This window comes from Acinetobacter corruptisaponis (assembly GCF_030053775.1).
Taxonomy (GTDB): domain Bacteria; phylum Pseudomonadota; class Gammaproteobacteria; order Pseudomonadales; family Moraxellaceae; genus Acinetobacter; species Acinetobacter corruptisaponis.
In genome coordinates this window covers 1,583,682-1,598,997 of record NZ_CP125669.1, presented here as the reverse complement: position 1 = coordinate 1,598,997, position 15,316 = coordinate 1,583,682, and the positions used below count along the sequence as shown (strand labels likewise).

The following is a 15,316-nucleotide window of genomic DNA, read 5'->3' as shown; positions in this document are numbered from 1 at the left end:
TAAGACGCTTTAAAATTTAGTTTCCATTTGTCAGGTTTTCACTATGTTTGCGCCGAAATTTTCTTTTGAACAGGAACAGCAGTTTTTCTTGGATATCCAGCAATCTATTGAAAATAAAAGTTTTGAACGGCTGATTCTTAGTCAGTACAAGGGTGATCTGGCAGATCTGGAAAAGATGACTTTTCGCATGATTGAGTTGCAGGGACAGCCAACCTTGACTTGCCTGTATCACCACACCACTCAGGACATCACCAAAAACTATGTAATGGATGAGGGGCTGGAGAAAATAGCAGAATTATTGGCGCAGTCTAAACAGGCAAATTTATTTACACTCAATCAGGATATTCAACTGAAGAAAAATAAAAAGAAAGCCATGCTCAATATCCAGAAAAAACAGGCTTCTGCAACCAAAGTGGAACAGCATCAGCATAATCGGGAAAAACAACGTTATGTGCAACAACACAGCCCATTCCTGAAGCATCTAGGTATTACCGATGAAAAAGGGCAGATCATTCCAAGCATGGCGCGTAAGTGGAAACAGATTAATAAGTTCATTGAAATCTTTTCCAATGCCTATGAACAGATTGATGCCTCACAGCAAGAGTTGAACATTGTCGATTTTGGTTCAGGCAAGGGCTATTTAACCTTTGCCTTGTATGACTATTTGCAGGCACAAGACAAGATACCATTGATTACTGGCGTTGAACTGCGTTCCAATCTGGTGGAGTTCTGCCAAAATGTGGCTGATCAGGTCGGATATCATCATCTCGATTTTTTTGAGGGTGATGTACGCAGTTATCAACCTGATGAGCGAGGATTAAATGAAGCATCGCTTTATCCGAGCGCAAGACGAGAACCTCGTTCGAGTGACTTGGATGTGATGATTGCCCTGCATGCCTGTGACATTGCAACTGACTTTGCCATTCATACTGGGATTCGTCTCAATGCTTCCATGATTATGTGTGCGCCGTGTTGCCATAAGGAATTAAGACCACAACTCAAGAGCCCAGATGTATTGCAACCCATGCTCCAGTTCGGGATTCATGCAGGCCAGCAGGCAGAAATGCTGACCGATACCCTACGAGCCTTATTGCTAAAGGCATACGGTTATGAAACCAAGGTATTTGAATTTGTGGCATTGGAACATACCAGCAAAAACAAGATGATTCTGGCAACCAAGCGCAAGGATATTCAACAGCCTGACCCAAACATCATGCAGCAGATTCAGGCCTTAAAAGCCATGTATGGCATTGAAAAACAAAGTCTGGAATTGTTGTTGCAGGATCAAATGCCAGTCGAAAATCTGGGTTGCAAGTGTTAGGCGTGTTGAGATCGGTATGTTAAGCGTTGAAAATGGCGATTGGGATCAATTGCAGCAAGATGCCAGAATGATTCGGGAACAGGTGTTTATTGTCGAACAAAATATTCCTGAACAGGATGAGTGGGATGATCAGGATGCAATTTCACAGCATTTTGTGGTTTATGATTGTGATCAACCTGTAGCCACAGCGCGTCTATTGCAAAACAACAGTGTTGGGCGTGTGGCAGTTATGCAGGAGTATCGGGGGCAGGGCATTGGAAGAATGATTATGTTGGATATCATTCACTATGCACAACAGCAATATCGTCCATTCCTCAAACTGTCATCACAGGTTCATGCCATTTCATTTTATGAAAAACTTGGTTTTGTCACGCAAGGCGATCCGTATGATGAATGTGGCATTCCGCATATTGAAATGATGATGCCACTTATACAATAAGTGTTATAGATTAATGGATTGAACTTAAACTCTATAATTTCTGGTGTCAAATTTTAGGTATGCTAGCCCAATTCAATCATTCGTGGTGCTGATGGGATTGTTCAACCACTTCTGAAGCGGGGGAAGTGTTTTCAGCCTGTTGTTTTTGTTGCTGTGCCTTACGTTGCGCACCTGGCATATAGTCAGGTTCCTGGCTCATCGCCAAATAAAAAAAAGTGAGGAAAATGGTGCTGAGTACACCCACAATGATGACAAACTTCCATCCCAATACGGTTTCACTTGAATCTTTTTATGGAGATGGTTGATTACTCATAATAAATTCCAAAAATAAACAAAAAGTAAAACCAGATTCTGCGCCTTTTTAGCCTAGGTTGCCAAGTGAAAACGCAGAATTGTTTATGGTGAATTAAAGCTTGTGCCAGTCCTCAATTGCCTTTAATCCAGTTTCCAGACCCACATCATAACTATAACGTATTTTCGCTCTGTTCTTGGAGAGTCGCCCAGCCATGTTCTTTAAATCAGGAGGACACACCTCCAGAATTTTCTGCTCTGCTGGTGAGCGTACAAATTCGACGGAATCGTTATAGCGTTGTGTTCTGGTTAATAAGCTTTGGGCAAAACCACGTTGTTGCTTAAACAGATATTTGGCAAGGAGCTGGTCACCTTTGCTGCTGGTCTTGTGATAATTTTGCGGGCGTGTCCGTAGCACCATCAGTTTGCAAACCTCATGCTGCTGTGCTGCCCAGTGCACGGGCAATGCATCTGCAACACCACCATCAAAGTAGGGTTCACCAAATATGTCAACCGCCTGTCGGGTCAGTACAGGAATGGAGCTGGATGCCTTCAATCCATCGAGGATATTGTCCTTAGAGGCCTTGATATAGGTTGCCTCACCTGAAATGGCATGGGTGAGCACCATATAAAACTCTGGATGATTGGCAAATAAATGTGCCTGATTGAGCGGATGTTCCTGTTCAACCACATCCCACATCCATTTTAAGTCGAGCAGGTCGCCACCTTTAAAAAAGCGGCCATAATGGATGAATTCAGGGCGGAGTGAGTGATCTAGATAGATTTGCAGGGTGCGGCCCTGTTGTGCGGCGAGGTAGTTGGCAACATTGGTAGAACCTGAGGAGACACCGACACAGAGGTCAAAGGGATTAAATTGTTGCTGTAAAAATGCATCCAGAACACCGCTGGTGAATGCGCCACGCATTCCACCACCTTCAACGACCAGTGCCTGACGATTTTGCTGAAGCATTGAACATCTCGAATATCATGATGAATCCCTGTTTAACACGGATTCATCATGAGCAACAATAACACTTTAGTGCTGGTGTTGATGTGTTTCAGTATTGCCTGTTTCGGTGGTCATGGACGACTGTGACATTTCAGCCTGGGTTGCTGCTTTCTTCTGGTTCATTGGCATATAGTCCGCTTCATTATTCATGGCAAGGTAGAAAACCACCATAAAAATAAAACTTAAAATACAGGTGATGATCAGGGCTTTCCAACCCCAGGGAGATGTTTCAGGGCAGAGTTTTTCAGACATAGAATTTTCCTAAGGAGCGCAAATAAATAGCGTTATAGCATAAAAGTATGAGGAACTCATTGTGCAGATGTTAAGAGGCGGGCTAAAAATCGACTTTTGTCCAATATGGATTATGCTGTTGGATCATTAAAATCACCATAGTATTCAATACAATGAAGACAGATTCTTTCAAGGTGGATAATAGGCTGAGCAGGATTAGGGGTAAGGCGTGCACTTTGAAAGTGATAACAAGATTGATGAAAAACAGAATATGATGGAGAAAAAAATGATTTTGGATTCAACTGATACGGATGTTTTTGCAGCTGTTACACAGTTTTATGTGCGTTTAAGACGGGTCACTGGCCGTGTGGTCGATGTTCTTTATATGGTGGAAAATCAGGAATATGCCCAGCATTTGATTGACTACGCTAAAACGATAGACGATACGGAGTTGCAAGGTCATGTAAATCACCTCACCCAGTCTCTCAATATTGTTAAAGCACCTGTTCCCTTGGTCGAACAGCCAGAACCGACGGTGGCAAGACCTGTACCACAAAGAGTCTGGTTTTTAGGTTAATTCACCTGTTTAAAGCAACTCATAAAAATTAATCCTCCTCCCTTTTTGATAAGAGGGAGGAGGATTAATGTGTTTAGTTCGGAACAAGCGTATTATTTAAACACTTCACCTGATGTGGCATGTTTTTTAAGTAATTCAGGTGGGTTGAAACGCTCACCATATTGAGCAGCCAATTGTTCTGAACGCTGGAGAGATTTCTCAATGCCATTCTGGTTCAGGAACTGGATTGCGCCACCTGTCCATGGCGCAAAACCGATTCCAAAAATCGAACCGACATTGGCATCAATCACCGATTCCAGAACATTCTCTTCATAGCAGCGTAAAGTATCCAGTGCCTGAACATAGAGCAAGCGATCAATGATGTCCTGTTCAGAAACATCATGGTCTTTAGTCCAGCGGCTGAGTCCATCCCATAAATGTTTTTTACCATTTTCAGGATATTCATAGAAACCCGCACCCGCAGCCTTACCTTTACGGTTAAGTTCGTGGATCATGGTATGAACCACTTCATCCACAGGGGTTTTTGGTAGGTCTTTGCCCTCAGCCTGTAGGGCTTTACGGGTTTCGCTTGCCACGTGTTCAGTCAAAGTCAAAGAGACTTCATCCTGAATCGCCAATGGGCCGACTGGCATGCCTGCCTTGAGTGCCGCCATTTCAATCTTGGCTGGATGTACGCCTTCAGCAAGTAAACGCATGCCTTCCTGAATGAATGTACCAAACACACGACTGGTAAAGAAGCCGCGGCTGTCATTCACCACGATTGGCGTCTTGGCAATTTGCTGTACAAAGTCATAGGCTTTAGCCAAAGTTTTGGCCGAAGTCTCTTTGCCCTTGATAATTTCAACCAACTGCATTTTATCGACTGGACTAAAGAAGTGTAGGCCAATAAAGTTCTTGGCATCTTTACTTGCCGTCGCTAAACCCGTAATCGGTAAGGTTGAGGTGTTGGATGCAAAAATACCACCATCAGCTAGATACTGTTCAGCTTCCTGAGTCACTTTGGCTTTTAGTTCCTGATTCTCAAAAACAGCCTCAATGATCAGGTCGCAGCCCTGCAAATCTGCCGCATCAGCTGTTGCTGTAATCAGTGACAGCACTTGATCACGTTTTTCAGCGGTCATACGACCCTGAGAAACACGTTTATCCAGCAGCTTTTGCGAATAGGCTTTGCCTTTTTCGGCATTTTCCACTGATACATCTTTCAGTACCACAGCAATGCCCTTGATGGCAGTTGAATAGGCAATACCTGCACCCATCATACCTGCACCTAAAACACCTACTTTTGTAGCTTGCCATTTAGCAACATCAGCAGGGCGGCTCGCACCTGACTTGATCGCATTGAGACCATGCCAGAATGTACCAATCATGTTCTTGGAAATCTGACCCACGGTAAGCTGGGTAAAATAGCGTGATTCGATACGCAAAGCTGTATCAACATCAACCTGCGCACCCTCAACCGCTGCTGCCATGATTGCTTCAGGCGCTGGGTAGCAACCTTTGGTTTTATCACGCAGCATCGCTGGTGCAATCGCCAACACCTGAGCCACAGCAGGCGTTTTTGGATCACCACCTGGAATCTTGTAGCCTTTCACATCAAACGGCTGTTGCGATTTTGGATTGGCTTTTACCCATGCAATCGCTTTATCTAAAAGCTCTTGTTCATTCTCAGCGGTGTCATGTACCAAACCAAGCGATTTTGCCTTATCCACGCCAAACTGCTTGCCTTCCATCAGGAATGGAAACGCATTTTGGAGACCGAGCAGGCGTACCATACGCACGATACCGCCACCACCTGGCAGTAAGCCTAAAGTCACTTCTGGCAGACCAAACTTGGTTTTTGGATCATTAATCGCAATACGGTAATGACAGCCTAGGGCAATTTCCCAACCACCGCCAAGCGCTGTACCATTTAATGCGGCAACCACAGGCACGCCAAGCGTTTCAATGGTGCGCAAGTCACCTTTGAGCTTTTCAATCATCTTGAAAAATTCTGTGGCATGTTCGGGTTTAACCTGAATCAGTTCATCCAGATCGCCGCCTGCAAAGAATGTTTTCTTGGCTGAGCGGAAAATAACGCCTTTGAGATCAGTTTCAGCTTTCAGTTTTTGGCTGACCTCATCCAATGAGTCACGGAACTCCGCATTCATGGTGTTGGCAGACTGACCAGATGAATCAAGGGTAAGAATTACAATATTGTCAGCGTTTTTTTCGTATTTAATAGCGCTCATACATCATCGTCCTAAATTTATTTCTTAAAAACGCTGGCGAAGCAGAGCTTGCGAGGCGGAAATATTTGAAAAAAGCGCAGTTTACGCTGTGTAAATGAGCATTTTTGAAAGTGTTTCCAACGTGGCAAGATCAATGCAGCCAGTTTTTATACCAACTCAATGATGGTGGCAATCCCCATTCCACCGCCGACACACAACGTTGCCAGACCACGTTTCTTGCCCTGACGCTCCAACTCATCCAGCAATGTACCTAAAATCATGGCACCTGTTGCACCCAGTGGATGACCCATTGCAATCGCACCACCGTTGACATTGACTTTTTCGGCAGGAACATTCAGTTCATTGATAAAGCGCATCACCACGGCAGCAAATGCTTCATTCACTTCAAACAGGTCGATGTCATCAATGCTTAAGCCAGCCTTTTGCAGCGCCTTGCGTGCAGCAGGAGCAGGGCCTGTCAGCATGATGGTTGGGTCTGTACCGACCAATGCAGTTGCCAGCACTTTGGCACGTGGTTTCAAGCCTTGTTCCTTAACCGCTTTTTCAGACGCAAGCAGTACCACTGCCGCACCATCGACGATACCTGACGAGTTACCTGCATGATGCACATGGGTGATTTTTTGCGCTTCTGGATACTTCTGTAAGGCAACCGCATCAAAGCCCATTTGACCCATCATTTCAAAGCTGGCATTCAGTTTTGCCAAGCCCTCAACGGTAGTATTGCCCTTAATAAACTCATCTTTTTCTAAAATCATCACGCCTGAATGATCTTTCACAGGCACAACGGATTTATCAAAATGACCATTTGCCTGTGCCGCTGCCGCTTTTTGCTGTGAATTCACTGCAAAGGCATCCACATCAGCACGGCTATAACCATCTAAAGTCGCAATCAGGTCAGCACCAACACCTTGAGGAACAAAGGAAGACTTTAAGTTGGTTTCAGGATCAAGTGCCCACGGACCACCATCTGAACCCATTGGGATACGTGACATGGATTCCACACCACCCGCAACGACCAAATCTTCCCAGCCAGAACGGACTTTTTGTGCTGCCAAATTGACAGCTTCCAAACCAGATGCACAGAAACGGTTGATTTGCACCCCTGCAACATCATCATTCCAGCCAGCGGCAATGGCTGCGGTTTTGGCGATATCGCCGCCCTGATCAGCAATTGGTGTAACGCAACCCAGTACGATGTCATCGACTTTTGAGGTGTCGAGCTGGTGGCGTTGTTGTAATTCATTCAGTAATGTTGTGAGTAAAGTGATCGGTTTTACTTCATGTAATGAGCCGTCTTTTTTTCCTTTTCCGCGTGGTGTGCGAATGGCATCAATAATATAGGCCTCGCTCATAGCTGTTCCTTGTATTGCCTTGAATTAAAATCATTGTGCATCGAGTGTACTCAATTTAAGTGGCAGTGCAATGATGATAAACGTTGGCAAGTTTGATGTTTTTCGCCAATTGATCACTTGCCAAAAAAATGGCTTCATCAGTAAACTGGCCCGCTATAATTGAAGCAAGCATTTCAGATGAAATTCATTAATATTATTGGCACCACGGGCTCTGGTAAGTCTACACTTGCTCGAAAACTGGCACAAAAACGACAATTACACTATATCGAACTGGATGATTTGCTCTGGCTGGATGATTGGCAGGAATCATCAAATGAAGCCTTATTCTCCAAACTAAAAACAGCGATGGAGGATGCCACGTCAGGATGGGTATTGGATGGCCTTTATACCCGTACCGTTCCGATGATTATGCAACAGGTGGATACCGTGATTTGGCTGGATTATCCATTTCACATCAATCTATACCGTCTGACTAAACGCACTTTGGGACGTGTCATCAGCCGAAAAAAGTTGTGGGAAAATTCAAATAATCGGGAAAGTTTAAAATTGATGTTGTCTAAGGAATCAATTTTTGTCTGGTTAATCAAATCTTATCCTAAAAACCGCAACAAATATTTCGACCTCATGCACAATTCCGCTTATCAGCATATCCAATTTATTCGTCTGAATTCACCTAAACAGACTGAATCATTTTTAAAGCACGTTAAGGCAGTACAATGACACATATCAGAACAAAAGCCCTGTGTATTTTTCGACATCAGAATCGGGTTTTACTGGCTTATGGTTATGATCCGAGTAAGAATGAAACTTATTTAAGACCGATTGGCGGCGGAATTGAATTTGGTGAAACTTCTGTACAGGCAGTTGAAAGGGAAGTCTTGGAAGAAATTCATCAACAGATTATTCGCCCAAAACTGTTAGGTGTAGTGGAAAATTTATTTAGCTTTGATGGACAGCAGGGACATGAAATTGTTTTTATGTATGAGGCTGAATTTGCTGATTCGAAATTTTATCGACACGTGGAAATACAAGGCTGTGAAATGGATGGATCTATTTATACTGCCTGCTGGATGAGTCAAGAACAAATCGAAGTCAACCAATATCCTGTTTATCCTAAAGGGATAGAGCAATGGTTATTTACTGAATCGGCAGAATAGATAGCCTGAATTTTCAGACTATCGATATGCAGTGATTTATAAATGCTGTCCATGCAACTGACGATATAAACCAGGTGTAACGCCCGTCCATTTTTTAAAGGCACGGTGAAAGGTACTGGTTTCACTAAAGCCAACTTGTTGGGCGACATCCTCAAGGGTCAGGTTTGGTGTCAACAATAAGTGAATCGCAGCATCACGGCGCAGGGCATCTTTCACGCCTTGATAACTCTTGCCTTCCGCAGCCAAACGACGACGCAAGGTTTGCGGAGAAAGATACAGCATGGAGGCCACATCATTCAGTGTCGGCATTTCCTCACCAATCTGGCTCTTTAACACATCACGAATACGCGATGTGAGCGAGTTGGTGTTCTTGAATTTTACCAACAGTTGCGCTGGCGCAGCTTTTAAAAATTCCTCTAAGGTCTTTTCATCCTGACGGATTGGAAGATCAAGATAATCCGCAGCAAAAGTAATTTCGGTACGTGGTGCATCGAATTGCATGACAGGTGCAAAGAACAGCGCATCGTATTCATCAGCATGGTTGGGACGTGGATAGCCAAAATGGACACGTTCGAGTGGCAGGCGACGTTCAATCAGCCATGAAGCCAAACCATGCCAGATCATCAACATGCTTTCAGTGATGAAATGATCAGGATCAAGGGCTTTGGGAATATGTGGAACCAGACGGGCTTCATGCTTGTCGCGTTCCAGACTCACCGACCATTCATCGCCAAATAGTTTATAGAACTGGGAGGAGAGTTCTAGTGCCTGTCCAAGTGTCTTGGAGTGGATGATCAACTGGCACATGATAGCAAACGTACCGAGACGGCGTGGCTGGACATCAAAGCCCACGTGTTCGTCCTGCGTCACCATCCACAACATTTTAACGAAGCGGGTGTATTGCTCTGGGGAGATTCGGGCCTTGGGCTGGCGCAGCAATTCTGCTTCTATGCCGACATGAGAAAGTAATGTTTCCACGTCCATGCCGAGGCGTTTGACACCTGTTAAAGCCGCATTCACGAAGTGGATGCTGATCGTATCACGGCTCATATTGAATCCTTCAGTTTCTTTACTGTTCACGATAATTGACCTAAATAACCGTCTAAAATATCAAGTTGGGCAATTGACAAGAAAAATAATTGCTCATTCAGTACATGTTAAATTGCCGAAACTATCAAGGTAAATGGCTGAACATGACATTGTTTTTGTGTTTATCCAAACCTAGTATAAAAGAAAATTTAAACAAACTGAGTAAAAATTATTATGCCAACCGCTTTAAAGGGATTGAAAGTTCTGGATTTTTCAACGTTGTTACCTGGACCATTTGCCAGCATGTACCTTGCGGACATGGGTGCAGAAGTGATCCATGTTGAATCACCGACACGTCCAGACCTTGTGAGAATTATGCCACCCTATGCCAATGGACAGGCGACAGCCCATAGTTATTTAAACCGTAACAAGCAGTCGATTGCACTGGACCTGAAAGATGCGGTCAATATTGAAATGATCAGGAACAAGATTTCCGAGTTTGACATCCTGCTTGAACAGTTCCGTCCAGACGTGATGCGCCGTTTGGGTTTGGACTATGACACGCTGGCAGAGATCAATCCACGTTTAATCTACTGTTCAATTACAGGCTATGGTCAAACGGGCAATTATAAAGATCGGGCAGGGCACGACATTAACTATCTGGCACTGGCAGGGATTTCTGGTCATAGTGGCCGTCAGGACAGTGGCCCACCGCCATTGGGCATTCAGATTGCCGATGTTGCGGGTGGTTCGCTACACGCGGTGATTGGTATTCTGGCGGCCGTAGTCGAGCGCCAGCGTAGTGGTATGGGACAATATATTGATATTTCCATGACCGATTGTGTGGCCAGCCTCAACAGTATGGCGGCTTCTGCAAGTCTGGCAGGGCAAACCCCGCAGGGGCCTGAGCAGGGAATGCTGAATGGCGTCAGTTTCTATGATTATTATGAAACCAAAGATGGTCGCCATTTTTCTGTAGGCAGTCTGGAACCCCAGTTTATGGCAGGTTTGGCGACTGCGCTGGATTTACCAATCCTGTTGGCAAAAGGTGCATCTTTTGACCCTGAAGATCGTCAGGCAGTCAAACAGGCATTGCAGGACAAGTTTAAATCACAGGATTTTGCTGAATGGCAGCAGCTATTCCAAAGCCTTGATATTTGTGTCGAGCCTGTCTTAAGTTTGGATGAGGCACTGACCTCACCAATGGCGGAACAGCGTGGCTGGGTGGTTAATGTGCCATTATCTGAAAATTCAGAACAGACCGAGCCGCAGCTTGCTTGCCCAATCAAGTTCTCCCGTTCACAAATGAAATACAACTTTATTGGTCAGGGGCTTGGTGAGGGCAAGTGGTAGAAAATATGTGCATTTAATCATGAGGGTCTGTTGATATTTCAGCCATGCTTGCGTTATAGGCTAAAACAACTCAAACAAGGCATGAAACGCAGGCAATGGCGAGACCATTGTCAAGTTTCATAACGCAGTTTGGGGCAGTTTTAGCCATAACCCTTTGGGACAGGGACATTTTTTGCCGCTACTGCGTTATGCCTTATTCATTTAGAATAGCTAAATTTCATAAGTCATGCCTTGTATCGTCTAAAAAATGTCCTCTGTCGCAATGAGAGCTGAAAGCTCGCAAGGTGAAATGTCAACAGACCCTAACTGTTAAAATACTGTACATATCCTTAACATTTTGAATAAATCAATCCGTTCAAAATCAGCGTAACCTTTTATAACAAAAACATAAAAGGTTACGTAAACATGATAATCTCTCAATCATGGGTTGTTTCTTGTTTATCCGTTCTATCATTGAGTCTTTTTAGCCAATACACTCAGGCAGCCTCAGCATTTGACCCGAATGGTCAATGGCTGTTTGGGGATTGGAACGGTCAACGCACTGCGTTGCAAGAACAGGGTTACAACTTCTCTGCGGATTATACAGGTGAATTTGCAGGGGTTCTGGATTCCAAACAGCATTCCAGCCACGGCAGTGAATATACAGGACAACTGGCTTTAGGCACACACTTCAACCTCAATAAAATTCTGGGTTGGCAAGATACCGAAGCCCAGGTCACCGTGACTTATCGTGATGGACAATCGCTTTCCCAAACCGCAGATGGCCTACAGGGGCATTTAAGTTCTGCTCAGGAAGTCTGGGGGCGTGGTCAAACCTGGCGCTTAACTGATTTATGGATCAAGAAGAAATTTTTAGATCAAGCTTTAGATATTAAAGTCGGGCGTTTTGGTGAGGGTGAGGATTTCAACAGTTTTAACTGTGATTTCCAGAATCTGGCCTTATGTGGTTCACAAGTGGGTAACTGGGTCGGTGACCAATGGTATAACTGGCCTGTCAGCCAGTGGGCATTGCGGGTTAAATACAATCTCCAGCCAGACCTATATACACAAATCGGGGCTTATGAATATAACCCTGACAATTTGCAGCGTGGTAAGGGTTTCTATCTCAGCACTGATGGCTCAAAAGGCGCAATTATCCCCGCAGAGTTGGTATGGACACCTAAATTAGGATCACAGGCCCTTTCAGGTGAATACCGTGTTGGCTATTACTACAGCACGGCTGATGCAGCAGAAATTGCCAATCCTGCCAAGACTGGACACAAACAGGGCGGCTGGTTGACTGCCAAACAACAGCTTACAGGGGATGGTCAGTCAGATCGCGGTTTGACTGGTTTTGTCAATATCACTGTACATGATTCAAAAACTAACTCAGTCAAAGATATGCAAAATATCGGGGTGAGTTATAAGGGCTTGCTCGCCCAGCGTCCACAGGACGAGCTGGCGTTGGGTGTGGCTCGTATTCATGCCAATGACAAGGTCAATCCCTTACTCGATGAAGAATACAATACCGAATTGTACTACGGCATTCATGCGACCAACTGGCTGACAGTTCGACCAAATATTCAATATGTCCATCATGTCGGTGCGCTCAAAGATGGCGACAAGACCTGGGTGGGTGGAATCAAATTCCAGACAATTTTCTAATTCTACACTGGCAATGTTGCAGATGGAGTCAGGTCACTGGACGGCATCTGCAACATTGCCCTTGTAATTTGAACTCGACGATGAAGCGGATTGATCATTCGCCTCATTGATCTCTAAATACAAAAGATGCAAGGTGATCATATGAATCAATCTGCAAAATCTGGGCTTAGAACTTTGACGGTTATTATCCTTACTGTCATTGCACTATTCCTGCTCATTGGCGGTATCTGGCTCGCAGCAATTGGTGGGTCTTTTTATTATGTGATTGCAGGTGTGCTGTTGCTGGTGGTGGCAGTACAACTTTATAAACGTGCCTCAGGCCCATTATGGATATATGCCCTGCTGATGCTGGGCAGCATTATTTGGGGTGTCTGGGAAGTCGGCACCGATTTCTGGGCACTCGCACCACGGCTTGATATTTTAGGGATTCTGGGATTGTGGTTGCTGATTCCTGCGGTCACACGAGGCATTGATAACCTGACCTCAAGCAAGGTGGCACTGTCATCTACGCTGGCGATTGCGATTGTGGTGATGGTGTACTCAATCTTTAATGATCCACAGGAAATCAACGGAGTGATTCAAACCCCACAACCTGCACAGGCAAAAGCGGTGGATGGGGTTGCTCCTGAAGATTGGCCTGCATACGGGCGTAGTCAGGGCGGTGAGCGTTATTCGCCACTGACCCAGATTAATGACAAAAACGTCAAAGACCTGAAAGTGGCGTGGACATTCCGTACAGGTGATTTCAGAACGGATAATGATTCAGGTGAAACCACCAATCAGGTCACCCCCATCAAGATTGGCAACAATATGTTTATGTGTACGCCACACCAACATTTAATTGCCATCGACCCTGCCACAGGCAAGGAAAAATGGCGTTTTGATCCAAAACTCAAAACCGATAAAACGTTCCAGCATTTAACCTGTCGTGGGGTGATGTACTACGATGCGGCCAATACCACTGAGTTTGCCACCAGCTTGCAGACCAAGAAATCGGCCTCTACTGAATGTCCTCGTAAAGTCTTTGTACCTGTTAATGATGGCCGTTTAGTGGCGGTGAATGCAGATACAGGTAAGGCTTGTTCTGATTTCGGCCAGAATGGCGAAGTGAACCTACAGGAATTTATGCCTTACGCCTATCCAGGTGGTTATAACCCGACTTCACCAGGTGTGGTTTCTGGTACAACCGTGGTGATTGCGGGTTCTGTCACCGACAACTATTCTAATAAAGAGCCATCTGGCGTGATTCGTGGCTATGACGTGAACACGGGCAAATTATTGTGGGTGTTTGATACAGGTGCAGCCGATCCCAATGCCATGCCAGGTCAGGATACCACCTTTGTCAATAACTCTCCGAATGCATGGGCACCACTGGCTTATGATCCAAAACTGGACATTGTCTATGTACCAACAGGTGTGGGTACACCTGATATCTGGGGCGGGGACCGTACTGAGTTGAAAGAGCGTTATGCCAACTCGATGCTGGCGATCAATGCCAGCACAGGTAAGCTGGTGTGGCATTTCCAGACCACCCATCATGACTTGTGGGATATGGATGTACCATCCCAGCCATCTTTGGCAGATGTACAGGACAAATCAGGCCAGACCGTTCCAGCGATTTATGTACTGACCAAAACAGGGAATGCCTTTGTGTTGGATCGTCGTACAGGTCAGGCGATTGTGCCGATTAATGAAAGACCAGTGCCTCAAACTGTGAAATGGGGTCCTCAAACCAAGGGTGAACACTACTCAGCAACCCAGCCATTTTCTGACTTGAATCTGGCACCGAAAGACAAATTGACGGACAAGGATATGTGGGGCGCCACCATGTTTGACCAGTTGATGTGTCGTGTGAAATTCAAACGCCTGAACTACGATGGCATTTATACGCCGCCATCTGAAAATGGTACTCTGGTATTCCCTGGTAACCTCGGTGTGTTTGAATGGGGCGGTATGTCGGTGAATGCGGACCGTCAGGTCGCTGTAATGAACCCGATTGGCTTGCCATTTGTCAGCCGTTTAATTCCTGCCGATCCAAACCGTCCACAAACTGCCAAGGGTGCGGGGACGGAGCAAGGTGTACAGCCAATGTATGGCGTACCTTATGGGGTGGAGATCAGTCCATTCCTGTCGCCATTTGGATTGCCATGTAAACAGCCGAGCTGGGGCTTTGTCGCTGGGGTGGATTTAAAAACGCATCAGGTGGTCTGGAAAAAACGGATTGGTACCATCCGTGACAGCTTGCCAAATCTATTCCAATTGCCACCAGTGAAAATTGGTGTACCAGGATTGGGTGGCTCGATCTCAACTGCGGGGAATGTGATGTTTGTGGGAGCAACCCAGGATAACTACATCCGCGCATTTAATGTGACCAATGGTGACAAGTTATGGGAAGCACGTCTACCTGCGGGTGGACAGGCGACTCCAATGACCTATGAAATCAATGGCAAGCAATATGTGGTGATTATGGCGGGTGGACATGGTTCATTCGGCACCAAAATGGGTGATTATGTGGTTGCCTATGCATTGCCAGATAAGAAATAGTTTCATTTAGGCATGATGTTGAAAAGCCCAGATTCGTCTGGGCTTTTTCTTTTTGTGGTTTAAGACAGGCTTATCAATAAAACCGTTATTAAATATGCAAAAAAAGCATTTTGTTGATGAATAAAAGCTCGTTATGCTATC

At 45.1% G+C, this 15,316-nt stretch carries 14 protein-coding genes; 8 read left to right on the top strand and 6 right to left on the bottom strand.

Annotated features, from left to right (window positions below):
- The first annotated feature begins 43 nt into the window (after positions 1-43).
- Complete coding sequence (locus tag QLH32_RS07625) at positions 44-1,321, top strand: class I SAM-dependent methyltransferase (protein WP_283268969.1); 1,278 nt, start codon at positions 44-46, stop codon at positions 1,319-1,321.
- Positions 1,322-1,337: 16 nt separating this feature from the next.
- Complete coding sequence (locus tag QLH32_RS07620; RefSeq protein WP_283268968.1) at positions 1,338-1,760, top strand: GNAT family N-acetyltransferase; 423 nt, start codon at positions 1,338-1,340, stop codon at positions 1,758-1,760.
- A gap of 76 nt (positions 1,761-1,836) precedes the next feature.
- Here the strand turns inward: QLH32_RS07620 and QLH32_RS07615 are convergent, their stop codons facing one another.
- From QLH32_RS07615 to QLH32_RS07605, 3 genes are all read right to left on the bottom strand, one after another.
- Entirely contained in the window at positions 1,837-2,028 is a 192-nt protein-coding gene (locus tag QLH32_RS07615; protein ID WP_283268967.1) for a hypothetical protein, read from the bottom strand.
- A 138-nt stretch (positions 2,029-2,166) separates the two neighbouring features.
- A complete protein-coding gene (locus QLH32_RS07610) occupies positions 2,167-3,021 on the bottom strand; it encodes a patatin-like phospholipase family protein (RefSeq protein WP_283268966.1) in 855 nt (284 codons plus the stop codon).
- Positions 3,022-3,087: 66 nt separating this feature from the next.
- Complete coding sequence (locus QLH32_RS07605; RefSeq protein ID WP_283268964.1) at positions 3,088-3,312, bottom strand: flagellar basal body-associated FliL family protein; 225 nt, start codon at positions 3,310-3,312, stop codon at positions 3,088-3,090.
- Between the two features lie 208 nt (positions 3,313-3,520).
- Here QLH32_RS07605 and QLH32_RS07600 point away from each other — a divergent pair, with 208 nt between their 5' ends.
- Entirely contained in the window at positions 3,521-3,868 is a 348-nt protein-coding gene (locus QLH32_RS07600; protein WP_283268962.1) for a hypothetical protein, read from the top strand.
- Between the two features lie 92 nt (positions 3,869-3,960).
- On the opposite strand, the gene QLH32_RS07595 is transcribed toward QLH32_RS07600, so the two are convergent.
- Together QLH32_RS07595 and QLH32_RS07590 are read right to left on the bottom strand one after the other, a co-directional pair.
- Entirely contained in the window at positions 3,961-6,096 is a 2,136-nt protein-coding gene (locus QLH32_RS07595) for a 3-hydroxyacyl-CoA dehydrogenase NAD-binding domain-containing protein (RefSeq protein ID WP_283268961.1), read from the bottom strand.
- Positions 6,097-6,242: 146 nt separating this feature from the next.
- Positions 6,243-7,448 carry an acetyl-CoA C-acetyltransferase gene (locus tag QLH32_RS07590; protein WP_283268960.1) on the bottom strand — a complete coding sequence of 402 codons (1,206 nt, stop codon included), beginning with the start codon at positions 7,446-7,448 and terminating at the stop codon, positions 6,243-6,245.
- Positions 7,449-7,625: 177 nt separating this feature from the next.
- Between QLH32_RS07590 and QLH32_RS07585 the strand changes: the two genes are divergently transcribed.
- Positions 7,626-8,168 (top strand): AAA family ATPase, encoded by a 543-nt coding sequence (locus tag QLH32_RS07585; protein ID WP_283268958.1) that lies wholly within the window; start codon positions 7,626-7,628, stop codon positions 8,166-8,168.
- Complete coding sequence (locus QLH32_RS07580) at positions 8,165-8,605, top strand: NUDIX hydrolase (protein ID WP_283268956.1); 441 nt, start codon at positions 8,165-8,167, stop codon at positions 8,603-8,605. The genes QLH32_RS07585 and QLH32_RS07580 overlap by 4 nt, the downstream gene beginning before the upstream one ends.
- A gap of 36 nt (positions 8,606-8,641) precedes the next feature.
- On the opposite strand, the gene QLH32_RS07575 is transcribed toward QLH32_RS07580, so the two are convergent.
- Positions 8,642-9,655: an AraC family transcriptional regulator gene (locus QLH32_RS07575; RefSeq protein ID WP_267981914.1), complete on the bottom strand. Its 1,014-nt coding sequence runs from the start codon at positions 9,653-9,655 to the stop codon at positions 8,642-8,644.
- Positions 9,656-9,868: 213 nt separating this feature from the next.
- Here QLH32_RS07575 and QLH32_RS07570 point away from each other — a divergent pair, with 213 nt between their 5' ends.
- The 3 genes from QLH32_RS07570 to QLH32_RS07560 all read left to right on the top strand — a co-directional run bounded on the left by QLH32_RS07570 (position 9,869) and on the right by QLH32_RS07560 (position 15,175).
- Entirely contained in the window at positions 9,869-10,987 is a 1,119-nt protein-coding gene (locus QLH32_RS07570; RefSeq protein ID WP_283268955.1) for a CaiB/BaiF CoA transferase family protein, read from the top strand.
- A 405-nt stretch (positions 10,988-11,392) separates the two neighbouring features.
- Positions 11,393-12,631 carry a carbohydrate porin gene (locus QLH32_RS07565; RefSeq protein WP_283268954.1) on the top strand — a complete coding sequence of 413 codons (1,239 nt, stop codon included), beginning with the start codon at positions 11,393-11,395 and terminating at the stop codon, positions 12,629-12,631.
- Between the two features lie 141 nt (positions 12,632-12,772).
- Positions 12,773-15,175, top strand: a complete 2,403-nt coding sequence (locus QLH32_RS07560; RefSeq protein ID WP_283268953.1) for a glucose/quinate/shikimate family membrane-bound PQQ-dependent dehydrogenase — start codon at positions 12,773-12,775, stop codon at positions 15,173-15,175.
- Positions 15,176-15,316: the final 141 nt, after the last annotated feature.